The sequence below is a fragment of the Kitasatospora sp. DSM 101779 genome, assembly GCF_025655475.1.
GTDB lineage: Bacteria > Actinomycetota > Actinomycetes > Streptomycetales > Streptomycetaceae > Kitasatospora.
This window is the reverse complement of sequence record NZ_JAHTIK010000001.1, coordinates 3004200-3028469: the sequence shown is the minus strand read 5'-3', so window position 1 is coordinate 3028469 and position 24270 is coordinate 3004200. Positions and strand designations below refer to the sequence as shown.

The 24270-nt window shown below is 73.7% G+C and carries 21 protein-coding genes; 18 read left to right on the top strand and 3 right to left on the bottom strand.

All coding sequences use genetic code 11. The features are described 5' to 3' along the window. Positions 1 to 14 precede the first annotated feature (14 nt). Both KSNIM_RS13825 and thiD read left to right on the top strand, forming a co-directional pair. Positions 15 to 1040, top strand: a complete 1026-nt coding sequence (locus tag KSNIM_RS13825; protein WP_263103525.1) for an ATP-dependent 6-phosphofructokinase — start codon at positions 15 to 17, stop codon at positions 1038 to 1040. 24 nt (positions 1041 to 1064) lie between these two features. After that, a complete protein-coding gene (gene thiD, locus KSNIM_RS13820) occupies positions 1065 to 1898 on the top strand; it encodes a bifunctional hydroxymethylpyrimidine kinase/phosphomethylpyrimidine kinase (protein ID WP_263103524.1) in 834 nt (277 codons plus the stop codon). Between the two features lie 153 nt (positions 1899 to 2051). On the opposite strand, the gene rpmB is transcribed toward thiD, so the two are convergent. Continuing rightward, entirely contained in the window at positions 2052 to 2237 is a 186-nt protein-coding gene (rpmB, locus tag KSNIM_RS13815) for a 50S ribosomal protein L28 (protein WP_014138233.1), read from the bottom strand. 326 nt (positions 2238 to 2563) lie between these two features. On the opposite strand from rpmB, the gene KSNIM_RS13810 reads away from it, so the two are divergent. The 10 genes from KSNIM_RS13810 to mutM all read left to right on the top strand — a co-directional run bounded on the left by KSNIM_RS13810 (position 2564) and on the right by mutM (position 12329). Next, entirely contained in the window at positions 2564 to 4201 is a 1638-nt protein-coding gene (locus KSNIM_RS13810) for a DAK2 domain-containing protein (protein ID WP_263103523.1), read from the top strand. Between the two features lie 48 nt (positions 4202 to 4249). Next, entirely contained in the window at positions 4250 to 6451 is a 2202-nt protein-coding gene (recG, locus tag KSNIM_RS13805) for an ATP-dependent DNA helicase RecG (RefSeq protein ID WP_263103522.1), read from the top strand. A 104-nt stretch (positions 6452 to 6555) separates the two neighbouring features. Further along, positions 6556 to 7068, top strand: coding sequence for a hypothetical protein (locus tag KSNIM_RS13800; RefSeq protein ID WP_263103521.1), 513 nt, complete (start codon positions 6556 to 6558; stop codon positions 7066 to 7068). 92 nt (positions 7069 to 7160) lie between these two features. Further along, complete coding sequence (gene rsmD, locus KSNIM_RS13795) at positions 7161 to 7745, top strand: 16S rRNA (guanine(966)-N(2))-methyltransferase RsmD (protein ID WP_263103520.1); 585 nt, start codon at positions 7161 to 7163, stop codon at positions 7743 to 7745. A 30-nt stretch (positions 7746 to 7775) separates the two neighbouring features. Next, positions 7776 to 8261 (top strand): pantetheine-phosphate adenylyltransferase, encoded by a 486-nt coding sequence (coaD, locus tag KSNIM_RS13790; protein ID WP_263103519.1) that lies wholly within the window; start codon positions 7776 to 7778, stop codon positions 8259 to 8261. A gap of 266 nt (positions 8262 to 8527) precedes the next feature. Next, positions 8528 to 9664 (top strand): cell division initiation protein, encoded by a 1137-nt coding sequence (locus KSNIM_RS13785; protein ID WP_263103518.1) that lies wholly within the window; start codon positions 8528 to 8530, stop codon positions 9662 to 9664. A gap of 173 nt (positions 9665 to 9837) precedes the next feature. After that, on the top strand, positions 9838 to 10482 hold the full coding sequence (locus KSNIM_RS13780) for a YceD family protein (RefSeq protein ID WP_263103517.1): 645 nt from the start codon (positions 9838 to 9840) through the stop codon (positions 10480 to 10482). A 2-nt stretch (positions 10483 to 10484) separates the two neighbouring features. Further along, positions 10485 to 10658 carry a 50S ribosomal protein L32 gene (gene rpmF, locus KSNIM_RS13775; protein ID WP_030275709.1) on the top strand — a complete coding sequence of 58 codons (174 nt, stop codon included), beginning with the start codon at positions 10485 to 10487 and terminating at the stop codon, positions 10656 to 10658. A gap of 20 nt (positions 10659 to 10678) precedes the next feature. Beyond that, positions 10679 to 11455: a ribonuclease III gene (gene rnc / locus KSNIM_RS13770; RefSeq protein WP_043175798.1), complete on the top strand. Its 777-nt coding sequence runs from the start codon at positions 10679 to 10681 to the stop codon at positions 11453 to 11455. 10 nt (positions 11456 to 11465) lie between these two features. Next, complete coding sequence (gene mutM / locus KSNIM_RS13765) at positions 11466 to 12329, top strand: bifunctional DNA-formamidopyrimidine glycosylase/DNA-(apurinic or apyrimidinic site) lyase (protein ID WP_263103516.1); 864 nt, start codon at positions 11466 to 11468, stop codon at positions 12327 to 12329. A 197-nt stretch (positions 12330 to 12526) separates the two neighbouring features. Here mutM and KSNIM_RS13760 read toward each other — a convergent pair whose 3' ends face one another. Next, on the bottom strand, positions 12527 to 13447 hold the full coding sequence (locus KSNIM_RS13760) for a hypothetical protein (protein ID WP_263107949.1): 921 nt from the start codon (positions 13445 to 13447) through the stop codon (positions 12527 to 12529). 183 nt (positions 13448 to 13630) lie between these two features. On the opposite strand from KSNIM_RS13760, the gene KSNIM_RS13755 reads away from it, so the two are divergent. From KSNIM_RS13755 to ftsY, 5 genes are all read left to right on the top strand, one after another. Next, positions 13631 to 14947, top strand: coding sequence for a hypothetical protein (locus tag KSNIM_RS13755; protein ID WP_263103515.1), 1317 nt, complete (start codon positions 13631 to 13633; stop codon positions 14945 to 14947). Between the two features lie 189 nt (positions 14948 to 15136). Beyond that, positions 15137 to 15460, top strand: coding sequence for an acylphosphatase (locus KSNIM_RS13750; protein ID WP_263103514.1), 324 nt, complete (start codon positions 15137 to 15139; stop codon positions 15458 to 15460). 398 nt (positions 15461 to 15858) lie between these two features. Further along, positions 15859 to 16062: a hypothetical protein gene (locus KSNIM_RS13745; protein WP_263103513.1), complete on the top strand. Its 204-nt coding sequence runs from the start codon at positions 15859 to 15861 to the stop codon at positions 16060 to 16062. 230 nt (positions 16063 to 16292) lie between these two features. Continuing rightward, positions 16293 to 19895 (top strand): chromosome segregation protein SMC, encoded by a 3603-nt coding sequence (gene smc, locus KSNIM_RS13740; protein WP_263103512.1) that lies wholly within the window; start codon positions 16293 to 16295, stop codon positions 19893 to 19895. Between the two features lie 91 nt (positions 19896 to 19986). Continuing rightward, entirely contained in the window at positions 19987 to 21210 is a 1224-nt protein-coding gene (ftsY, locus tag KSNIM_RS13735; RefSeq protein ID WP_263103511.1) for a signal recognition particle-docking protein FtsY, read from the top strand. 81 nt (positions 21211 to 21291) lie between these two features. On the opposite strand, the gene KSNIM_RS13730 is transcribed toward ftsY, so the two are convergent. Then, positions 21292 to 21993, bottom strand: a complete 702-nt coding sequence (locus KSNIM_RS13730) for a bifunctional DNA primase/polymerase (protein WP_263103510.1) — start codon at positions 21991 to 21993, stop codon at positions 21292 to 21294. Positions 21994 to 22543: 550 nt separating this feature from the next. Here KSNIM_RS13730 and KSNIM_RS13725 point away from each other — a divergent pair. Next, the gene (locus KSNIM_RS13725) at positions 22544 to 23998 is read left to right on the top strand and encodes a hypothetical protein (protein WP_263103509.1); all 1455 of its coding nucleotides are present in this window, start codon (positions 22544 to 22546) and stop codon (positions 23996 to 23998) included. Positions 23999 to 24270 lie beyond the last annotated feature (272 nt).

Below are 24270 nucleotides of genomic sequence, written 5' to 3'. Positions count from 1 at the left end.
GAGACCAGGCCACCATGCGTATCGGCGTCCTCACCAGCGGCGGCGACTGCCCCGGCCTCAACGCGGTCATCCGCTCGATCGTCCACCGCGGCACCGACGTGCACGGGGACGAGATCATCGGCATCGAGGACGGCTTCCTCGGCCTGATCGAGGGGCGGGCCCGCACGGTCTCGCACGACGACGTCACCGGTCTGCTCACCCTCGGCGGCACCGTACTCGGCTCCGCCCGGGTACGGCGGGACCGCATCGAGCAGGCCGTCCGGGAGTCCCGCTCCCTCGCCGCCGGCCTCGGCATCGAGGCCCTGATCACCATCGGCGGCGAGGGCACGCTGACCGCCGCCGGGATGTTCAGCGACGCCGGGCTGCCGGTGGTCGGGGTGCCCAAGACCATCGACAACGACATCGACGCCACCGACGTCACCTTCGGCTTCGACACCGCCGTGCACGTCGCCACCGAGGCGATCGACCGGCTGAAGACCACCGCCGAGTCGCACCAACGGGTGATGGTGGTGGAGCTGATGGGACGGCACACCGGCTGGATCACCCTCACGGCGGGCATGGCCGGCGGCGCCCACGGCATCCTGATCCCGGAGAAGCCGTTCGACATCGAGGCCGTGGCGCGGATGGTCGAGGAGCGCTTCCGGCGCGGCAAGAAGTTCGCCATCATCGCCGTCGCCGAGGGCGCCCGGCCGATGCCCGGCACCCTGCGCTTCGACCACGGCGGCCTCGACCAGTACGGCCACCAGACCTTCGGCGGCATCGGCAACAAGCTGGCCCGCGAGCTGGAGGAGATCCTCGGCACCGAGGCCCGGCCGGTGATCCTCGGCCACACCCAGCGCGGCGGCTGCCCGACCGCCCGCGACCGGGCACTCGCCACCCGCTTCGGCTGGCACGCCGTCGAGGCCGTCCACAAGGGCGCCTTCGGGCACTTCACGGCCCTGCGCGGCACCGAGATCGAGCTGCTGCCGATCGCCGACGGCGTACGCGAACTCAAGACGGTCCCCGAGTACCGGTGGCTGGAGTCGGAAGCGGTGCTCTGAGGCCTCCCCGGTAGGTTGTCGGGCATGGCTTCGACTGAACCGTCCTCCGTGTCCGCCGCCGGCTCCGCCGCTCCGCCCCGTGTGCTCACGGTGGCCGGATCGGACAGCGGCGGGGGTGCCGGCATCCAGGCCGACCTCAAGGCGATGCTCGCGCTCGGCGTGCACGGGATGAGCGTGATCACCGCCGTCACCGCGCAGAACTCGCTGGGCGTCCAGGGCTACTGGGAGCTGCCCGCGGAGGCCGTCCGGGCGCAGTTCCGCAGCGTGGTCGACGACATCGGCGTGCAGGCGGTGAAGACGGGCATGCTGGCCTCGGTCGAGCTGGTCGAGACCGTCTCCGAGCTGCTGACCGGCATCGGCGCGCCGGTCGTGGTCGACCCGGTCGGGGTGTCCAAGCACGGGGACGCGCTGCTCGCCGCCGAGGCGGTCGCCACCGTCCGCGAGCGGCTGCTGCCGGTCGCGACGGTCGCCACCCCCAACCTGCACGAGGTGGCGCAGCTCACCGGCGTGGTCGTCGAGGACGAGAAGGACCTGCCGGCCGCCGCCGAGGCCGTGCTCGCCCTCGGGCCGCGCTGGGCGCTGGTCAAGGGCGGCCACCTGGCCGGCGAGGCCGTCGACCTGCTGGCCGGCGCCGACGGGGAGCGTCACTGGTACCGGGCGGCGCGCTACGACAACCGGCACACCCACGGCACCGGCTGCACCCTGGCCAGCGCGGTCGCCGCCGAGCTCGCCAAGGGCAGCGCCGTGCCGGAGGCCGTCGGCGCCGCCAAGGAGTACGTCACCGGCGCGATCGCGGCCGGCTTCGCCCTGGGTGCCGGGATCGGCCCGGTCGACCACGCGTGGCGCATCCGCGGCTGACCGCCACATCCCCGCGGGGGCCGGCGACGGCTCCCGCGGACCGCGCCGCGCGACCGGCCGGGCCGATCGGGCCGGCCGGACGGGAAAAGCAGGAAAGCCGACCCACCCGAGGGTGGATCGGCTGTCCGGAGGACCGGCTTACCGGTCTGCGCGTCAGCGCGAGACCTTACCGGCCTTGATGCACGAGGTGCAGACGTTGAGCCGCTTCGGCGTCCGCCCAATCACAGCGCGCACCGTCTGGATGTTGGGGTTCCAACGACGGGGGGTACGGCGGTGAGAGTGGGAGATGCTGTTGCCGAAGCCCGGCCCCTTGCCGCAGACGTCGCAGTTGGCAGCCACAGGAGTCACTCCAAGACTTCAGATCAGGTACGTTCGAAAACCCCGGCTGAACCCACCGGCACCACGCACGTGGAGCGAATCGGATCAAGGGGTGAGCCCGGGTTGTTCCAGGCAACCGGGAGAGCATACAACGGCTGCTCCCGAGCTACGAAACTACCATGTCGGGGCCGGTGATCGTGCCCGGGCGCCGCGCGGGCCCCGGACGCTCCCGGCCGCGACGCCCCCGCCCGGCCCCGATAACCTGCCAGCATCGCCCCACAGCCACCGCCTCCGGTCAGCCCGCGCGCCGGCGGGCGTTCCCGTGGCGTTCACCCGGAGGAGACCTGGTGCTGGACACGCTCGACGCCACGGCCGTCCGCACCTGGTGCCGCCTGGCGCTGACCGCCCTCGGTCAGGCCCGGGAGGAGATCGACGCGCTCAACGTCTACCCCGTCCCGGACGGCGACACCGGCACCAACCTCTACCTGACCGTCGAGGCAGCCGCCGAGGCCGCCGAGGAGGCCGCCGGCGACCCGGCCTCCGACGGCGACGGCCTCGGACCGATCACCGCGGCGATGGCCCGCGGCGCGCTCATCGGCGCCCGCGGCAACTCCGGCGTGATCCTCGCCCAGTGGCTGCGCGGCCTCGCCGAGGGCCTGGCCGACGGCGGCGACGCCCCCGCCCTGCGCCGCGCCCTGCCGCGCGCCGCCGAGGCCGCCTACCGGGCCGTCGCCGACCCGGTCGAGGGCACCCTGCTCACCGTCGCCGCCGAGGCCGCCCGCGCCGCCGCGGCCGAGGACGGCAGCCTCGCCGACACCGCCCGCACCGCCTGCGCCGCCGCCCGTACCGCCCTCCAGCACACCCCGGAGCAGCTCGACGTCCTCGCCGAGGCCGGCGTGGTCGACGCCGGCGGGCGCGGACTGGTCGCCGTCCTCGGCGCGCTCGCCGACACCGTCCTCGGCCACACCCCGATGGGACCGATGGCGCTGCGGCACGAGACCGTCCGGCCGCTCCCCGCCCACCACGACAGCTGCGAGGGCCACGCGCGGCTGCCCGGCCACCCCGCCTTCGAGGTCATCTACCTGCTGGAGGCCGAGGAGGACGCGATGCCCGCCCTGCGCACCCGCCTCGCCGCCCTCGGCGACTCCCTGGTGGTCGGCGGCGGCGACGGCCTGTGGAACGTCCACGTGCACGTCGACGACGCCGGCGCCGCCGTCGAGGCCGGCGTGGAGGCGGGCCGGCCCTACCGGATCCGGATCACCCACTTCGCCGAGGCGGCGGCCCGTGCCGGCGCCACCGGAAGCGGCTCCGAGCCCTCCGCCCCCGCCCGGGCCGTACTCAGCGTGGTCAGCGGCCACGGCCTCGCCGAGCTCTGCGAGCAGGCCGGCTCGGCCGTGCTGCACGCCGACCCGGACCGCCCGCCGGTCAGCGCCGAGCTCGCCGACGCCGTCCGCCGCTGCGCCGCCCGCGAGGTGATCGTGCTGCTCAACGACCCCGAACTGCGCGCCGCCGCCGGGGCCGCCGCCGACCAGCTCCGCGAGGAGGGCCTGCGGATCGCCGTGCTGCCCACCCGCTCCCCGGTCCAGGGACTCGCCGCGCTCGCCGTCCACGACGCCGGCCGCCGCTTCGACGAGGACGTGGTCGCCATGACCTCCGCGGCCGGCGCCACCCGGCACGCCGAACTCGCCGTCGCCGAGGGCGAGTCCTGGACGATGGCCGGCGTCTGCCAGGCCGGCGACGTGCTAGGCCTGATCGACGGCGACGTCGCCGTCATCGGCACCGACACCGCCGAGACCGCCGGCACCCTGCTCGACCGGATGCTCGCCGCCGGCGGTGAACTCGTCACCCTCGTGCTCGGCGCCGACGCCCCCGAGCACCTCGCCGAGGACCTCGTCGCCCACGCCCGGCGGCAGCGCCCCGAGGTCGACACCGTCGTCTACCACGGCGGCCAGGAGTCCGAGCTGCTGCTCATCGGCGTGGAGTGAGTCCGGGTGGGCCCGCACTGTCGTCGCCGTGGTGTCCAATAGGGCGTGATGGGCGCTCTCGATGAACCACTGACCAAGCTGGTCGGCGACCGCACCGCCAAGGTCCTCGCCGACTCCCTCAAGCTGCGCACGGTCGGCGACCTGCTGCACCACTACCCGCGGCGGTACGTCGAGCGCGGCCAGCTCACCAGCCTCGACGAGCTGGAGGTGGACGAGCACGCCACCGTCCTCGCCCGGATCGAGAAGGTCACCCTCATCCCGTTCCGCGGCCGCAAGGGCGACCGGCTGGAGGTGATCGTCACCGACGGCCGCAGCCGGCTCACCCTCGTCTTCTTCAACCAGGGCTGGCGGCAGAAGGAGCTCCGCCCCGGTGCGCAGGGCCTGTTCGCCGGCAAGGTCGGCCTCTTCAACCGCACCCGGCAGCTCGCCTCGCCCGACTACCAGCTGCTCGACGAGGACGCCGACAGCGGCGCCGCCAGCGCCTTCGCCGGCCGGCTCATCCCGGTCTACCCGGCCAGCGCCCAGATGCCCAGCTGGAAGCTGGTCAAGTGCGTCGAGGTCGCCCTGGACAAGCACCTCGAGGACGTCGGCGAACCGCTGCCCGCCGAGCTGCGCACCGCCCACGGCCTGATCCCGCTGCCCGAGGCCCTCGAACTCATCCACCGGCCGCGCACCCAGGCCGACCGCGAACGCGCCCAGGACCGGCTGCGCTGGGACGAGGCCTTCGTCCTGCAGGTCGCCCTCGCCCGCCGCCGCGCCGCCGACTCGGCGCTGCCCGCCACCGCCCGGCACCGCCGCCCCGCCGGCCTGCTCGACGCCTTCGACGAGCGGCTGCCCTTCCGGCTGACGGACGGTCAGCAGAAGGTGTGCGCCGAGATCTTCGACGACCTCGCGAGCGAGCACCCGATGCACCGGCTGCTGCAGGGCGAGGTCGGCTCCGGCAAGACCCTCGTCGCGCTGCGCGCCATGCTCGGCGTCGTCGACGCGGGCGGCCAGGCCGTGATGCTCGCCCCCACCGAGGTGCTCGCCCAGCAGCACCACCGCTCGATCGTGGAGATGATGGGCGACCTCGCCGAGGGCGGCATGCTCGGCGGCTCCGAACTCGGCACCAAGGTGGTGCTGCTCACCGGTTCCATGGGCGTGCCCGCCCGCCGCCAGGCGATGCTCGACATGGCCTGCGGCGACGCCGGGATCACCGTCGGCACGCACGCCCTGATCGAGGACAAGGTGCAGTTCCAGGATCTCGGCCTGGTCGTCGTCGACGAGCAGCACCGGTTCGGCGTCGAGCAGCGCGACGCGCTGCGCGCCAAGGGAGAGCGGCCGGCGCACCTGCTGGTGATGACGGCGACGCCGATCCCGCGCACCGTCGCCATGACCGTCTTCGGCGACCTGGAGACCTCCGTCCTCGACCAGCTGCCGGCCGGCCGCTCGCCGATCTCCAGCCACGTGGTGCCGGCCGCCGAGAAGCCCAACTTCCTCGCCCGCACCTGGGAGCGGGTACGCGAGGAGGTCGGCAAGGGCCACCAGGCGTACGTGGTCTGCCCGCGGATCGGCGACGAGCCCGAGGAGCCCCGGAAGAAGCGGAGGTCCTCCGAGGAGGACCTGGAGGACGTCGGCGCGGAGAGCGACGACCGGCGGCCGCCGCTGTCCGTGGTCGAGACGGCCGAGATGCTCGTGAAGGGGCCGCTCGCCGGCCTGCGGATCGAAATCCTGCACGGCCGGCTCGCGCCGGAGGCCAAGGACGACGTCATGAAACGCTTCGCGGCCGGCCAGGTCGACGTGCTGGTCGCCACCACCGTCATCGAGGTCGGCGTCAACGTCCCCAACTCCACCGTGATGGTCATCATGGACGCCGACCGCTTCGGCGTCTCCCAGCTGCACCAGCTGCGCGGCCGGGTCGGGCGCGGCAGCGCCGCCGGGCTCTGCCTGCTGGTCACCGACATGCCGGCGGCGAGCCCCGCCCGGGCCCGGCTGGACGCGGTGGCCGGCACCCTGGACGGCTTCGAGCTCTCCCGGATCGACCTGGAGCAGCGCCGCGAGGGCGACGTGCTCGGTCAGGCGCAGTCGGGCGTGAAGTCCTCGCTCAAGGTGCTCAGCGTCCTGGCGGACGAGGAGGTCATCGCCACCGCCCGCGAGGAGGCCACCCGCCTGGTCGCCGCCGACCCGGATCTCGCGGCCCATCCCGACCTGCGCACCGCCCTGGAGAGCCTGCTCGACGAGGACCGCGCCGAGTACCTGGAGAAGGGCTGACGGGCCGGCCCCGGGGCCCGGCGACTGTCAGTGCCCGGAGGGAGAATGGTGTTGTTCGGGCGCACTCCCAACATGCTTGCCCGGCACGACACTTGGGGGTCTCCATGGCATTCCGTCATCTCAACGAGCTGCCGCTCGGCGACAAGGTCTTCCGGATCGAGCTCGCGAGCGAGGACGACCGCGAGGTCACCCTCACCCTGAACGGCTGGCGCGAAGGGGCGGCCGCCACCCCGTTCGCCTCCGGCCGGCTCCGGCTGCCGGTGGAGGACGTCGCCAGCCTGCGCATCGCGCTCAACCGGGCGCTGCGCGCCCTCGCGATCGTCGCCGACGTCTCCGAGCCGATCCCCGACCGCGACGTGCTGCGCGAGCTGTACCCGGGCCACGGCGCCCCCTGGGTGCCGCAGCACGAGGAGGAGCTCGTCCGCCGCTTCCACGGCGGCGAGACGATCGCCCGGATCGCCGCCCGCTATGGCCGCACGCCGGACTCCGTCCGCACCAAGCTCCGCGAGCTCGGCCACGACCCGCGCCGCCCCGAGCACTGCCCGCCGGACGGCTGCCTGTCCTGGTCGCGGTTCGCCTCGCCGGCGCTGCTGGGGTCGGCCGCACCGGCCGAGTGACGCGTCCGGCCGCGCGGCGCGCTTGAATGGGGGAGCCCCGCCGCTCGCCGGCGGGGCTCCCCAGCGACAGGCACGAGAGGACCGCGCACCCCATGACCCGCGTCATCGCCGGCACCGCCGGCGGCCGCCGGCTGGCCGTACCGCCCGGCCGGACCACCCGCCCCACCTCCGACAAGGCGCGGGAGGCGATGTTCTCCACGCTGGAGGCGCTGCGCGGCACCGTGCACGGGGCGCGGATGCTCGACCTGTTCGGCGGGTCCGGCGCGGTCGGCCTGGAGGCGCTCTCCCGCGGCGCGGAGCACGCGCTGATGGTGGAGTCGGACGCGAGCGCGGCCCGGGTGATCCGGGAGAACGTGCGCACCCTGGGCCTGCCGGGCGCCGAGGTGCGCGCCGACCGGGCCGAGCGGGTGATCGCCGGGCCCGCCCCGGCGGCCCCGTACGACCTGGTGTTCATGGACCCGCCGTACTCGGTGACGGACGACCAGGTGCGCGAGATGCTGATCACACTCCGTGCAGGGGGCTGGATCGCGGAGGACGTTCTGGTCACCGTGGAACGCAGCACCCGCGGTGGCGGGTTCGGCTGGCCGGAGGGCTTCGAAGCGCTGCGCTCGCGCAGGTACGGCGAGGGCACCCTCTGGTACGGTCGCGCCGCCGACGAGGCCGATCGACACTCGTAGCACCGGTTACCCCACAAGGGAGCACACGACATGCGCCGCGCCGTCTGTCCGGGGTCCTTCGACCCCATCACCAACGGACACCTCGACATCATCGAGCGGGCCTCGCGGCTCTACGACGTGGTCCATGTCGCCGTCCTGATCAACAAGAACAAGCAGGGCATGTTCACCATCGAGGAGCGCATCGGGCTCATCGAGGAGACCACCGCCAAGCTCGGGAACGTGCAGGTCGAGTCGCACAACGGCCTGCTGGTCGACTTCTGTCGGGAGCGCGGCATCCCGGCGATCATCAAGGGCCTGCGGGCGGTCAGCGACTTCGACTACGAGCTGCAGATGGCCCAGATGAACCACGGGCTCACGGGTGTCGAGACGCTCTTCGTGCCCACGTCGCCGACCTACAGCTTCCTCTCCTCGACCCTGGTCAAGGAGGTGGCCTCGCTCGGCGGCGACGTCTCGCACCTGCTGCCCGCGACGGTGCACCGCCGGCTGGTCGACCGGATCGCCGAGCGCAGCGGCTGACGACGCCGAGCGCAGCGGCTGACGACGCCGGGCGCAGCGGCCGGCGGTGGGGGGCGCGCCCGGGTCGGAACGACTGCGGCCGAAACGGACAATCCTGGCGAACCGTCACAACCCCCGGCCGGCCGGAACGGTCCGGCCGCGCCGGATGTTGTGAGCCGCGCCCCCTGTGGCCGTACAGTCTGTAGTCCTGCCCCGCGGCGACTCTGTGCCGCCGGGGCCTGCCTCCGCCAGGATCCCCGGCGGCACACGGAAAGACAGAAGCGCCCGTGGACGTGCAGCAGCAACTGGACGAGATCGTCGCGTCGGTGGAGAACGCCCGCGCCATGCCGATGTCGGCGTCGTGCGTGGTGAACCGGGCCGACCTGGTCGGCATGCTCCGCGACCTGAAGGCCGCGCTGCCCGCCGAGCTCGCGCAGGCCCAGTCGGTGGTCGCCGACCACCAGCAGATGGTCGCGGACGCGCACGCCCAGGCCGAGGAGATCATCCGCGGGGCGCACGACGAGCGCGGCTCGCTCATCTCCGACACCGAGGTCGTGATGCGCGCCCGGGCGGAGGCGGACCGGATCCTCGCCGAGGCCCGCGCCGAGGTGGAGGCCAAGCGCGCCGAGGCCGACGACTACGTCGACTCCAAGCTCGCCAACTTCGAGGTCGTGCTGACCAAGACGCTCGGCGCGGTCGGCCGCGGCCGGCAGAAGCTGCGCGGCGCGGGCGTGTACGAGCCGGAGGACGGCACGGGCGAGGACGGCGAGGAGTTCCAGCCGCGGGTCAGCCCGAGCCCGGAGGCCGACGAGTACGTCGACGCCAAGCTCGCCACCCTGGAGGCGGTGCTCGGCGCCACCCTGGAGGCGGTCGGCAAGGGCCGCGACAAGCTGCTCGGCAAGAAGCCGATCGACGAGCTCGGCGCCTACCTGGCCGCCGCCGACGAGGCCCAGCAGCAGAAGGACCGTGCCGAGGCGGTCGCCGCCGGCTTCGCGACCGAGGGCGAGGAGCAGCCCTGGTACCGCGAGGAGGTGCCACAGCAGCAGGCCTGGCCCGACCAGACGCCCGCCGCGGCCGGCTGGCAGAACCCGGGCGAGGACCCGTACGGCAACCAGGGCGCCCCGCAGTACGCCGACGTGTACGGCGGCGGCTACGACCCCTCCGCGGGCGGCCAGGCCGACCCGTACGGCAACCAGTACGGCTACCAGCAGCCCGCCGCGGCCTACCAGGGGCAGGAGGGCGTGGCGGACGGCTACTACCAGCAGCAGGGCTACCAGGCCGACCCGTACGGCAACCAGTACGGCTACCAGCAGCAGCCGCAGGCCCAGCTGCCGCACCAGCAGCAGGCCGGTCTGGACGAGACGAGCTTCTTCGACACCAGCATGATCGACATGACCCGGCTGAGGGAGCTCGGCGGCCGCTGACGGACGGAGGGTCGGGCACCGACTTTGGGCCTGGCCCGAGTCTCCGGTAGTCTGACCACTCCGGCCTGTTCGCACCGGCCCCGTCGCGTGCCCGCACACCGGCCACGCACACCCCCGAAGAAGGATCCGCGGAACGCAGGGATGCGTACCGCCCCCCAGGAAGTCAGGACACCTTGAACCGCCTCGACCACCGCGACCCACTCGTGTTCGACACGCACGAACTCGGTCGTCGCCCCGGCTCGATGCGCACGGTGTCGCGGACCCTGGAGGCCCCGCAGGGCCTGGGCATCGCGGACGTCATCGGGGTGCCGGAGAAGAGCGGGATCTCCCTGGAGCTCCGCCTGGAGTCGGTCGTCGAGGGCGTGCTGGTCACCGGCACCGCCGAGACGCACGTCGAGGGCGAGTGCGTGCGCTGCCTGGAGCCGATGGAGGACGACCTGGAGGTCGACTTCCAGGAGCTCTACTACTACCCGGAGTCCGACGAGCGCCACCGCGCCCGGACGGCCGGGACGGAGGACCTCGACGAGGACTCCGAGGACGAGACTTACCGACTGGAGGGCGACTTCTTCGACCTCCAGCCGGTGCTGCGTGACGCGGTGGTGCTCGCACTGCCGCTGCAGCCGGTGTGCCAGGACGACTGCCTGGGCCTCTGCCCCGAGTGCGGGGCACGCCTGAGCGACGACCCGGCCCACCACCACGACGCCGTCGACCCCCGGTGGGCGGCTCTGCAGGGACTCTCCGCCGCCCCCGGCGACGAGGGTGACGAGAACAAGAACAGCGACACCCGTGAGGGTCTCGCCGAGAACCAGGAGAAGTAGCCGTGGCTGTTCCGAAGCGGAAGATGTCGCGCAGCAACACGCGCCACCGCCGGTCCAACTGGAAGGCCGTCGCGCCCGCGCTCGTCGCGTGCGACCGCTGCCACGAGCCGAAGCTCGCGCACATCGCGTGCCCGAGCTGCGGCACGTACAACCGTCGCCAGGTCCTCTCGGTCTGATCGGCGGGGTGCACGGATCGATGTCGGACGGCAACTCCTCCCGCAAGCCGGGCCCTTCGAACGGGGGCAAGGGCGGCGGGCCGGCCTCGACCGAATACGACGTCCTGGAAGGGCGCCTCGGGTACGAGCTCGAGCGCGCCCTTCTGGTACGCGCCCTCACCCACCGCTCGTACGCGTACGAGAACGGCGGGCTGCCCACCAACGAGCGCCTCGAGTTCCTCGGCGACTCGGTGCTGGGCCTGGTGGTGACCGACACCCTCTACCGCCTCCACCCGGAGGTCGCCGAGGGCACGCTCGCCAAACTCCGCGCCGCGGTGGTGAACTCCCGCGCGCTCGCCGAGGTCGGCCGCGGCCTGGAGCTCGGCACCTTCATCCGCCTCGGCAAGGGCGAGGAAGGCACCGGCGGCCGCGACAAGTCGTCGATCCTCGCCGACACCGTCGAGGCCGTGATCGGCGCCGTCTACCTCGACCGCGGCCTGGACGCCGCCACCGAGTTCGTCCACCGGCTGTTCGACCCGCTGATCGAAGAGTCCTCGCAGCTCGGCGCCGGCCTGGACTGGAAGACCAGCCTCCAGGAGCTCACCGCCGCCGTCGGCATCGGCGTGCCGGAGTACGTGGTCTCCGAGTCCGGCCCCGACCACGAGAAGACCTTCGACGCCGCCGCGCGCGTCGCCGGCCAGGACTTCGGGCACGGCAGCGGCCGCTCGAAGAAGGAGGCCGAGCAGAAGGCCGCCGAGAGCGCGTGGCGCGCCATCAAGGCCAAGTACGCCGAGAGCACGCCCGACACCACCGGCTGAGGCGGCCCGCATGCCCGAGCTCCCCGAGGTCGAGGTGGTCCGCCGCGGCCTGGCCCGCTGGACGGCCGGCCGCACCGTCGCCGAGGTGCAGGTCCTGCACCCGCGCTCGGTCCGCCGGCACACCGCCGGCGGCCAGGACTTCGCCGCCCGCCTCGTCGGCACCACCTTCGGCGAGGCCCACCGCCGCGGCAAGTACCTCTGGGTGCCGCTCCCCGGCACCGGCCACTCGATGGTCGGCCACCTCGGCATGAGCGGACAGCTGCTCGTCCAGGACCCGGCCGCCCCCGACGAGACCCACCTGCGGGTGCGGTTCCGGTTCACGGACGGCGGCCGCGAACTGCGCTTCGTCGACCAGCGGACCTTCGGCGGCCTCGCGGTCGAGGAGGCCGAGGACGGCGATCCGGAGGCCACCCCCGTCTCGCTCGCCCACATCGCCCGCGACCCGCTCGACGGACGCTTCGACGACGCCGCCTTCGTCACCGCACTGCGGGCCCGGCGAACGACCGTCAAGCGGGCCCTGCTCGACCAGACGCTGATCAGCGGCGTCGGCAACATCTACGCCGACGAGTCGCTCTGGCGCGCCAAGCTCCACTACGACCGGCCCACCGCCGGCATCACCCGCCCCCGCGCCGCCGAACTCCTCGGCCACGCCCGGGACGTGATGAACGCGGCGCTCGCCGTCGGCGGCACCACCTTCGACAGCCTCTACGTCAACGTGAACGGCGAGAGCGGCTACTTCGCCCGCGACCTCGACGCCTACGGGCGCGAGGGCGCGCCCTGCCACCGCTGCGGGACACCGATCCGCCGCGCCGCGTGGATGAACCGCTCCAGCTACTTCTGCCCCCGCTGCCAGCCCGTACCGCGTCAGCGGTAGATGCACGGCAGACCGCCAGGGGCGCGGGGAACTGCGTAATGGGGGAGCGGGCCGCCGTAGAGACTCAGGGCCTGATCGACTGCGTACCGGTGCCCAATCCCGGACTGCGCAGCTCTCCCCCCCCAGCCTTCGGCCGGGAGCGGCCCCACGCGCCCCTGAGGTGCTGCCCCCCGGGGTGCTGCCCCCGGGGGGAGTGCTCAGCGCTCGGCGAGCTCGGGCTGGTGGGGTTCGACGCCGTGGAGGGCACCCTCGTCCTCGCCGAACCAGGCGACGCCGACCGCGCTCACCACCGCCAGGACGAAGCCGATCGCGGCCAGCCAGCCCAGGCCGTCCCGCGAGGAGTCGCCCAGCCAGATCACCCCGACCGCGCCCGGCACCACCGTCTCGCCGACCACCAGCGCGGCGGTCGCCCCGTTCACCGAGCCGACCTGCAGGGCCACCGTGTGCAGGTACATCCCGCCGAGGCCGCCGACCAGGATGGTGTACAGGGCCGGGTCCGACACCAGCGCCACCAGGTCGAACGGGTCGACGCCGTCCAGGATCCGCACGCCGATGCCCAGCGCGCCGAAGCCGAGGCCCGACAGCAGGCCCGCCACGATCGCCCCGCTGCGCCCCATCCGCCGCACCAGCAGGCTGCCGCCCGCGATCAGCACCACCGTCACCGCCAGCAGCCACCAGTGCACCGCCCGCGCGACCACGTGGCCGCCCTCGGGCCCGGCCGCCACGGCCAGCATCACCAGGGCCCCGCACAGCACGCCGATCGACACCCATTCCAGCTGCTTGAGCCGCAGCCCCAGCAACTTGACGCTGAGCAGGGCGGTGATCACCAGGTTGGCGCTGATGATCGTCTGGGAGAGGAACAGCGGCAGCAGCCGGGCCGCCAGCGCACCCAGGCCGAATCCGACGAAGTCCAGCACCGTGCCGAGGATGAACTCCCAGGTCACGGCCGCCTTCGCGGTCGACGACAGGCTCGGACCGCCGTGCTCGGTCAGCGACACCCCGCCCTCGGACCGGGCCGCCTCCTCGCGCGCCGAGCGCCGGGCGCCGAGCGCCTGCAGGACGGAGCCGGTGCCGTAGCAGGCGGATGCCGCGACGGCGGTGACGAGACCGATGAACACTGGGGCTCCGATCATGAGCGGGCTGGCAGGCACCACTATGCCGGGTCCGCGGCGCAGCCCGTTCCCACCGGGGGGTGTTCCGGCCGGTCGGCGGGGGCGGGATCAGACCGGGGGTGCAGATCCGGGCGCCTGCCGTGCGACCGCAGGAGGGGGAGCACCCGCCGGGGCGGTAGCGTCGGAGACATGAGAACCCTCCTGCACCGCCCGGCGCTCGCGCTCACCGCGCTGCTGACCGGCGTGCTGCTGCTCCTCGCCCCGGCGGCGGCGTCCGCGGCCGGGGTGCCCGACGCCGCGGCGGCCCTCAAGCAGGGCAAGGTCTACGTCGACCCGTCGATGACCGGACGCTTCACCGAGGCCCAGGCCGCCGACCTCACCAAGAAGATCGCCGACACCGGCAAGCCGATCTTCGTCGCGGTCGTCCCGGCGAACGACCAGTACCCCGCCGCCACGGTCGCCGGCGACCTGCGCGCCGAGGTCGGCATCGTCGGGGTGTACGCGATCTGGCGCGGCGAGCAGTTCAAGGCGTTCTCCGACCGCCAGGCTCTGCCCCCGGTCTCCGCCGACCGGATCGCCGGTGCCGCCTTCCGGGCCCACCCGAACGACATCAACGGCACCCTGAACGACTTCGTCGACCAGGCCGCCCCGCAGACCCGTGGACACGGCGTGGCCTCCGGCGGGGTGAGCACCGCCGCGATCGTGGTGCCGCTCGTCCTGCTGGCCCTCGCCGGCGGCGGCGTCCTGCTGCTCTTCCGGCGCGCCAAGCGGCGCAAGGAAGAGCAGCGCCGGACCGAGCTCGCCCAGCTGCGCACCGTCGTCGACGAGGACATCACCGCCTTCGGCGAGGAGCTCGACCGGCTCGACTTCGACCCCCGCGCGGCCGACGCCGACGACGAGCAGCGCACCGACTACACCCGGGCGCTGGACGCCTACGAGCAGGCCAAGCAGCGAATGGACGCGGCCGCCGGGCCGGAGGACGTCCGGCCGGTGACCGAGGCGCTGGAGGACGGCCGGTTCTCGCTGGCCGTGCTCGCGGCCCGCCGCGAGAAGCGGCCGCTGCCCGAGCGCCGCCCGCCGTGCTTCTTCGACCCGCGGCACGGCCCGTCCGTGGAGGACGCCGACTGGGCGCCGGCCGGCGGGGCGCCGCGCGGCGTGCCCGTCTGCGCGCAGGACGCCGCGCGGCTGCGCTCCGGCCTGGACCCGGACGTCCGCACCGTGCCCACCGCGCACGGCCGCGAGCCGTACTGGAACGCCGGGCCCGCCTACAGCCCCTGGGCCGGCGGCTACTTCGGCTCGGGCATGCTGCCCGGTCTGGTGGCCGGCACCGTGCTCGGCTCGGTGCTCGCCTCGCCCGGCAGCGCCTGGGGCGCCGACGGCTACCAGGGCGGCCCCGAGGGCGGCGAGTACTCCGGCGCGGACTTCGACCAGAACGACTTCGGCGGCTTCGACGGCGGTGGCGGCGGAGACTTCGGCGGCGGAGGGGACTTCGGCGGCGGCTTCTGAGCCGTCACGCCACACTCCGCCGCGCGCGCCGGGCGGCCGGCGCACGGCCGGGCGGGTGATTCCGTCCGATCGCATTCCGCTCACCCTTCCGAGGGACTCGCGAAGGGCTCCGCGGGGTCGCGGAGGTGCCGTGCGGGTGCGGTGAAACCGCTTCGCACCGGCCGTCCGGGGGCGCACTATGGTCGTGGCATGCACGGTCACGACAGTTACGGCCATCACACGCTGGGGCACGACGGTGTCCGGCCCGTCCGGGTCACCGCCTGGGTCCGCGGCCGGGTCCAGGAGGTCGGCTTCCGGTGGTGGACCAGGGCCCGCGCCCTGGAGATCGGACTGACCGGGTACGCCGTGAACCTCGGCGACGGCCGGGTGCAGGTCGTGGCCGAAGGACTGCACGCCGACTGCGAGGAACTCCTCGTCCTGCTGCGCGGCCCGGACACTCCGGGCCAGGTCAGCGGGGTCACCGAGATCTGGACCGCGACCGGGGACGGGTACGACGGATTCGCGATCCGCTAGCACACCGCAGTTGCCGGAGGGGTGGAGAGACCCTCCGGCAACTGCCGGTGTCGTCCGGTTGCCATTCGGGCAGACTCGTGGTTGACTCCGCACCAGCAGTGATCCACCGGCTCTGGTGGCCCGCCCTACCCCATGGTGTGACCTGTCCGCCATGCAGGTGAGAGGGGTGCGGTAGCGTGCGGTGATCGTGTTGACCCGTACCGTCTTTGGTGAGACGCTGGAAGCCCGCGCACCAGTCCGCGTTTACCCGGCAGGGTCGAGCCGTCGTGTGCCCAGCTCACTGCGGCCGCCCTGGAGTGCCCAGCCAGCACGTTCGGGTGGACGAGGAGTGCGCACCCCTTCCCCCTAGACCAGTACCGCAAAACGGTTCGGTCACTCAGCGTGGAGGACCATACATCATGGCAAAGGCGCTTCTCGGGTACGTCGGCGGCCCCGACCCGCGAATGCTCTCCGAGATGCGACGGCTGCAGCAGCGTGTTCAGGATCTGGAGGCCGAACTTCTCCGGCTCCGGACGGAGAACGACGCTCTCGCCGCTGTCGCCGACGAGCACTCGCTGCTCACCAGCATCGACATGGATCACCGGGAGCCTGCGCTGACCTGATCCTCGCACGATCCGATCGATCGACGCCGTCGGTGCACTGAGCTTCCCGAAAGGGATCGCAGCCTGCAAGGGACGTCCGGTGTGGCGTCCCTTCGTCGTGTCCGGAGCCCTCCCCGCGCGAATGCTGCCCATGCCGCGTCGCAGTCAAACCGCCTCCTGACGCCGTCTCCTGCCCATGGCCGGATACAGTCGCCAGCACAGCGCCGCACGCTGGCGAGGAGGTCGGACGGGTGCACCTGAAGAGTCTGACGCTGCGCGGGTTCAAGTCGTTCGCCTCGGCCACGACCCTGCGGTTCGAACCCGGCATCACCTGCGTGGTCGGCCCGAACGGATCCGGGAAGTCCAACGTCGTCGACGCCCTCTCGTGGGTGATGGGCGAACAGGGCGCCAAGTCGCTGCGCGGCGGCAAGATGGAGGACGTCATCTTCGCCGGCGCCGGCGGCCGCGCCCCGCTCGGCCGCGCCGAGGTCAGCCTCACCATCGACAACACCGACGGCGCGCTGCCCATCGACTACTCCGAAGTCACCATCACCCGGACGATGTTCCGCAACGGCGGCAGCGAGTACGCGCTCAACGGCACCGTCTGCCGGCTGCTCGACATCCAGGAGCTGCTCTCCGACTCCGGCATCGGCCGCGAGATGCACGTCATCGTCGGCCAGGGCCGGCTGGACTCCGTCCTGCAGGCCGACCCGATGGGTCGCCGCGCCTTCATCGAGGAGGCCGCCGGCGTCCTCAAGCACCGCAAGCGCAAGGAGAAGGCGCTGCGGAAGCTCGACGCGATGCAGGGCAACCTCAACCGCGTCCAGGACCTGGTCGCGGAGCTGCGCCGCCAGCTCGGCCCGCTCGGCCGACAGGCCCGGATCGCCCGCCGCGCCGCCGGAATCCAGGCCGAACTGCGCGACGCCCGGCTGCGCCTGCTCGCCGACGACCTGCTCGCCCTGCGCCGTGCCGTCGAGGCCGAGATCGCCGACGAGCTCGCCCTCAAGGTCCGCCGCACCACCGTCGAGCAGCAGCTCGCCGCGGCGGTCCAGCGCGAGGCCGTCCTGGAGGCGCAGGTCGAGCAGCTCGGGCCGCGGCTGGAAGTCGTCCGGCAGACCTGGTACCGGCTCTCCGCGCTCACCGAGCGCACCCGCGGCACCATCGGACTCGCCGAGGCGAAGGTCCGGCACGCCCAGGCCGGCGTCCAGGGCGAGGAGCGGCGTGGCCGCGACCCCGAGGAGCTCGCCGCCGAGGCCGCCCGGGTCCGCGAGGAGGAGACAGCCCTCACCGAGGCCCTGGAGGAGGCGCAGTACGCCCTCGCCGAGGCCGTCGAGACCCGCGGCGAGCTCGAACGCTCCCTCTCCGCCGAAGAAGCCCGGCTGAAGAGCGCGGCCCGCGCCATCGCCGACCGCCGCGAGGGCCTCGCCCGGCTGCAGGGCCAGGCCGCGGCCGCCCGCTCCCGGGCCGCCGCCGCCGGTGCCGAGATCGGCCGGCTCACCGAGGCCGCCGCCGAGGCCCGGCAGCGCGCCGACACCGCCCAGCAGGAGTACCGGCAGCTCCAGGAGGAGAGCGACGGCCTCGCCGCCGCCGACGACGACCAGGAACGCGCCCACGAACAGGCCCGCGCCGACCTGCAGGAGGCCGAACGCGCACTGGCCGCGGCCCGGGACGCCGCCGCGGCCGCCGAACGCGAACGGGCCGGCCTGACCGCCCGCCACGAGGCGCTCTCCCTGGGCCTGCGCCGCAAGGACGGCAGCGGCACGCTGCTCACCGCCGCCGACCGCCCCGCCGGCGTGCTCGGCTCCGCCGCCGAACTGATCACCGTGCACCCCGGCCATGAGACCGCCCTCGCCGCCGCGCTCGGCGCCGCCGCCGAGGCCGTCGCCGTCGACGGACCGGACACCGCCGCCGAGGCGCTCCGGCTGCTGCGCAAACAGGACGCCGGCCGCGCCGCCCTGCTGCTCGCCGACGCCCCCGGCCCGACCGCCGCACCTGCCACCGGGCCGACCGAACGGCCCCAGCTCCCCGACGGCGCCCGCTGGGCGGCCGACCTGGTCGACGCCCCCGCCGGCCTGCGCGCCGCCGTCGACACCCTGCTCGCCCGGACGGCCGTCGTCGCCGACCTCGCCGCCGCCGGCCGGCTGACCGCCCGGCACCCCGGACTCACCGCCGTCACCGCCGACGGCGACCTGTTCGCCGCCGCCTGGGCCCAGGGCGGCGCGGCCGGTGCGCCCAGCCTGCTGGAGACCCAGGCCCAGGTCGCCGAGGCGGCCCGCCGTATCGACGAACTCGACACCCAGTGCGAACAGTTGGCGGAAGAACTCGCCGCCGCTGCCGAACGCCGCCGCGAACTCTCGCTCGCCCAGGACGAGTCGGCCGCCGCCCGGCGCCGTGCGGAGAAGGAACGCGCCCAACTGGCCGGTGCCCTCGGCCGGTCCGCCGGACAGGCCCGGGCCGCCGCCGACGAGTCCGAACGCCTCGCCGCCGCCGCGCAGCGCGCCGAACAGGGCCTGGTCGAGGCCCAGGACGCAGCGGAGGAACTCGCCGCCCGGCTGGAGGCCGCCGAGGAACTCGACGCCGCCGGCGAGGACGAGCCCGACACCGCCGAACGCGACCGCCTGGCAGCCGCCGGAACCGCCGCCCGGGCGGCCGAGGTGGAGGCCAGGCTCGCCGTCCGCACGCATGAGGAGCGGGTCCGTTCGCTGGCCGGCCGCGCCGACCAGCTCGACCGCGCCGCCGCCGCCGAACGCGAGGCCCGCGCCCGCGCCGCCCGCCGCCGCGCCCGCGCCCGGCACGAGGCCGCGGTCGCCACCGCGGTCGCCGCCGGCGCCCGGGTGCTGCTCGCCGCCGTCGAGTCCTCGCTCGCCGCCGCCGACGCCGAACGCACTGCCGTCGAGGAGGACCGCACCGGCCGGGAGGCCGAACTGCGCACCGCCCGCGAGCACGGCCGCGAACTCAAGGCCGAGCTCGACCGCCTCGTCGACGCGGGCCACCGCGACGAGGTGCTGCGCGCCGAGAAGCGGCTGCGCATCGAGCAGTTGGAGTCCCGTGCGCTGGAGGAGTTCGGCATCGGCGGCCAGGAGCTGATCGACGGCTACGGCCCCGACCAGCCCGTCCCGCCGCCCGTGCCGGAGGACGGTGCCGAGCCCGGCGAACCCCGCCCGTACGACCGGGCTGAACAGGAGAAGCGGCTCAAGGCCGCCGAACGCGCCTACCAGCAGCTCGGCAAGGTCAACCCGCTGGCACTGGAGGAGTTCGCCGCGCTGGAGGAGCGGCACCGCTTCCTCGGCGAGCAGCTCGACGACCTCAAGAAGAGCCGACGCGACCTGATGGACATCGTCCGCGACGTCGACGCGCGGGTCGAGCAGCTGTTCAGCGCCGCGTTCCAGGACACCGCCGCCCAGTTCGAAGGCGTCTTCTCCCGGCTCTTCCCCGGCGGCGAGGGCCGGCTGGTGCTGACCGACCCCGAATCCATGCTCACCACCGGCGTCGAGGTGGAGGCCAGGCCGCCCGGCAAGAAGGTCAAGCGGCTGTCGCTGCTCTCCGGCGGCGAGCGCTCGCTGACCGCGGTCGCCCTGCTGGTCTCCATCTTCAAGGCCCGCCCCAGCCCCTTCTACGTGATGGACGAGGTGGAGGCGGCGCTCGACGAGACCAACCTGCGCCGACTGATCGCGATCATGGAGGAGCTCCGGGAGAGCTCCCAGCTGATCGTCATCACCCACCAGAAGCTCACCATGGAGGCCGCCGACGCCCTCTACGGCGTCACCATGAAGGGCGACGGCATCTCCCAGGTGATCAGCCAGCGCCTGCGCGAAGAGCACAAGGAGAGGCGCACCCCGGCCCCGGCCGGCTGAGCCCCGGCCACGGCGGCCCACGGATGGTGACCGAGCCACGCCGTCCGGCTACTCCCGGCGGCACGGGGGCGTCGCCGATACTGGGGGGGTTATGGAATACGTGATCCTTGCCGTAGTCATCGCCGTGGTCGCCATCGGCGCGATCGCGGGACTCGTCGTCAACGGCAGACGACGCAAGCCGCTGCCTCCCAAGTCCGAGGCACCCGTCATCACGCCGCCGCGCGAGCCGCAGGTCGGCGAGGAGTCCGCCCCGCCCGTCGAGGCGCCCGTCCAGACCATCGAGGAGGTACAGCTCCCCGAGGCCCCCGAGGCCGCCCCCGTCCCCGAGGCCCCCGAGGTTCCGGTGGAGGCCCCGGCGGAGGCCGCGGCCCCGCCGGCGGTCGAGGTTCCCGAACCCACCGCGGGCCGGCTCGTCCGGCTGCGCTCCCGGCTCTCCCGTTCGCAGAACGCGCTCGGCAAGGGCCTGCTCACCCTGCTCTCCCGGGACCGCCTCGACGAGGACACCTGGGAGGAGATCGAGGAGACCCTGCTCACCGCGGACATCGGCGTCGCGGCCACCCAGGAGCTGGTCGACAACCTCCGCACCCGGGTCAAGGTGCTCGGCACCCGTACCCCGGCCGAGCTGCGCGGCCTGCTGCACGAGGAGCTCGTCGCGCTGATCGGCCCGGACGCCGACCGCACCGTCCGCTCCACCAAGCACGAGGAGGGCCCGGCGGTCGTCCTGGTCGTCGGCGTCAACGGCGTCGGCAAGACCACCACCACCGGCAAGCTCGCCCGCGTGCTGGTCGCCGACGGCCGCCGGGTGGTGCTCGGTGCGGCCGACACCTTCCGTGCCGCCGCCGCGGACCAGCTGCAGACCTGGGGCGAGCGGGTCGGCGCCCACACCGTCCGCGGGCCCGAGGGCGGCGACCCGGCCTCGGTCGCGTTCGACGCCGTCAAGGAGGGCATCGCCGAGGGCGTCGACACCGTGCTGATCGACACCGCGGGCCGGCTGCACACCAAGACCGGCCTGATGGACGAGCTCGGCAAGGTCAAGCGCGTCGTCGAGAAGCACGGCCCGGTCGACGAGGTGCTGCTCGTCCTGGACGCCACCACGGGCCAGAACGGCCTCGTCCAGGCCCGGGTCTTCGCCGAGGTCGTCGACATCACCGGCATCGTGCTGACCAAGCTCGACGGCACGGCCAAGGGCGGCATCGTGGTCTCCGTCCAGCGCGAACTCGGCGTGCCGGTCAAGCTGGTCGGCCTCGGCGAGGGGGCCGACGACCTGGCGCCGTTCGAGCCGGCAGCCTTCGTGGACGCCCTGATCGGCGACTGAACCGCACGGCCACCACAGCACAGCGGCGGGCCGCCGCCCCGGCACCGGGGCGGCGGCCCGCCGCTTTCGGTACGACGCGGCTCAGGAGGCCAGCCAGGCCGGCTCGCACTCGCGGGCCCGCCCGCGGTGGCAGGCGTACGCCAGCGTGCCGAGCAGGAGCCGGGCCTCGGGCGGACAGGCCGCGCTCTCCCGGGTCGGGCGGCGCAGCCAGCGCATCGGACCGAGCCCGCCGAGCACGGTCGGCGGCGCCGCCACGTACGACCCCGCGCCATGGCAGACCAGGTCGAGAGAGGCGTCGTCCCAGCCCATCCGGTAGAGCAGTTCGGGGAGCCGGCGCGCGGTGCCGGGGGCGACGAAGAACAGCAGCCGGCCGGCCGGCGAGGAGATCACCGGTCCGACCTGGGTGCCCATCCGCTCCAGCCGGACGAGCGCCTGCAGACCGGGCTGCTCCGGGACGTCCAGGACGTCGAAGTGCAGTCCCACCGGCAGCAGCACCGGCGCGTCCGCGGCGAGCAGCGTCCGCAGTTCGTCCGCCGGGGTGCCGGGCGCTGCCTTCGGGCCGGGCACCGCGTGCAGACCGGGGGCGGCGCAGTGCGCGGCGGCGCAGTCGCAGACCGCGGGGGAGCGGTGGTGGGCGCGGGCCGCCCCCGCGACGACCGTCCAGCCGAGGCGGGCGGTGTACTCGCCGGCCGCCCGGAGGGTGGTGGCCCTGGTGCGCCGCAGGGTGCCGCGCGGCGCCAGCCGCAGGTGCCGCAGCCGGAGTTCGCCGAACAGGTTGTCCATGCCTCCCCCAACAGGTTCTGGATGCCGGTGGTTACGGGACTGTGACGGTGCGTCGGACGGTCCGCGCGGTGCGGGTGGTGCACCGGAGGCGCGCGCCGTCGGATGCGCTCCGATTCGTGTGGCGCGTTCCAGCAGCCGGCGGGCCCCGGAGCTGCGCAGACCGGGAGGTCGCAGTCGCACGAGGGTTCCTCCGTCGTCTGGCGTGCCGTCAAAACCGGTAGCATCGGCGGCAGTTGATCCGCCCCCAGGGCGGGAGCCCATTCGTCGGGCATGTGCCGGGGTCACTGCGAACCGGCTACCTAGTGAAGCGCGACGCAGCCACTGTTTGTTCACTCTCAGGGGTGGCGAAAGGTGGCGTTTCCTCGGCGGTGCTCCCCCGGATGGCGGAAATCACGTTACGTTCGGCACACGGAGCACAGCGGACCGTCCACAGTACGGGGGTCCGCCTCCTCGGCAGTCGAGCAGGCACGGTACGTCGAGCAAGCGCCCGAACCGTCGGGCACCACGAGCGGGGCCCCGAGGCGGGGCCGGGCGGGATGGGGACGTTCCCATGGGAGAGAAGCAACCGAACGAGAAGCTGACGTCGTGGTTCGCCCGAAGCGGCTGGTCCAAGGGCGAGTTGGCACGTCAGGTCAACCGTCGGGCCCGCCAGATCGGCGCCCACCACGTCAGCACCGACACCTCCCGGGTGCGCCGCTGGCTCGACGGCGAACAACCGCGCGAGCCCATCCCGAAGATCATGTCCGAACTGTTCTCCGAGCGCTTCGGCTCGGTGGTCTCGGTGGAGGACCTCGGTCTGCGCGCCGCCGTCCCGGTGTCCACCGTCGGCGGCGGCGTCGACCTGCCCTGGAGCGGCGACCAGACCGTCCAGCTGATCAGTGAGTACTCCCGCAGCGACCTGATGCTCAACCGCCGCGGCTTCCTCGGCACCTCGCTCGCCCTGACCGCCGGCGCCGCCCTGATCGAGCCGATGCAGCGCTGGCTCACCCCCGGCCCCGGCGGCGCGCCGACCCCGATCCTCACCGCCGCCAACGGCGGGGAGCCGTACACCGGCCGGCTCTCCGAGCCCGAGATCCAACTGCTCGAACAGACCACGGTGATGTTCCGCCAGTGGGACGCGCAGAACGGCGGCGGCCTGCGCCGCAAGGCCGTGGTCGGCCAGCTCCACGAGGTCACCGACCTGCTGCAGGAGTCCTACCCGGAGGGCACCACCAAGCGGCTGTTCCGGCTCACCGCCGAACTCGCCCACCTGGCCGGCTGGATGTCCTACGACGTCGGCATGCACCCCAGCGCCCAGAAGTACTACGTGCTGGCCCTCCATGCCGCCAAGGAAGCGGGGGACCGCCCGTTCGGCGCCCTCATCCTGACCGACATGAGCCGCCAGATGATCCACCTCAACCGCGGTGAGGACGCCCTGGAGCTGATCCACCTCGCCCAGTACGGCAGCCGCGACACCGCCACCCCCCGCCAGCAGGCGCTGCTGTACGCGATGGAGGCCCGCGCCTACGCCACCATCGGCGAGGTCAACCGCTGCGCCCGGGCCGCCCGCCTGGCCGAGGACACCTTCAGCGACTGCCGCACCGGCGACGCCGATCCGAACTGGCTCAAGTTCTTCTCCGAGGCCGAGCTCAACGCCGAGAACGCGCACTCCTTCCGCGACCTCGCGTACCACTCCAGCCGCAGCCAGCTGTACGCCTCGATGTCCGCGCCGGTGATGGAGCGCGCCGTCGACCTGTTCCGCCAGGACGGCGACCACGTCCGCAGCTACGCCTTCAACCTGATCGGCATGGCCAGCGTCCACCTGCTGCAGAACGAACCGGAGCAGGCCGCGGTGATGGCCGAGCAGGCCGTCGACATCGCCACCAAGGTCCGCTCCGAGCGGCTGAACACCCGGGTGCGCAAGACCACCGAGGCCGCCAACCGGCAGTACAAGGGCGTGCCCGAGGTCGCCCGGCTCGCCGAGCGGGTCGTGCAGGACATCCCGGAGTTCGCCTCGGCGGTCTGACCGCCCCCGCGAGGGCCGGATTCCGGCCACTCGCACCCCCGACCCCGACCGTGGGGGTCCGTGCGGCCTCGTCACCGTACGGGCTCCCCCGCCCTCCGGCCCGCGGGCCTCCACGGTCGGTGAACCACCCCGTACCCGCTGTATCGAGCGGCGGAACGGTATCGCAAGATCTGTCATGGCACGGCCGTGGTTCACGCGCTCGTAACGCTCCTGTCGGTTGCGTCACGGCAGCGAAACACCGAGCCGCATCGGCCGAAATCAGCCTTCGGCAC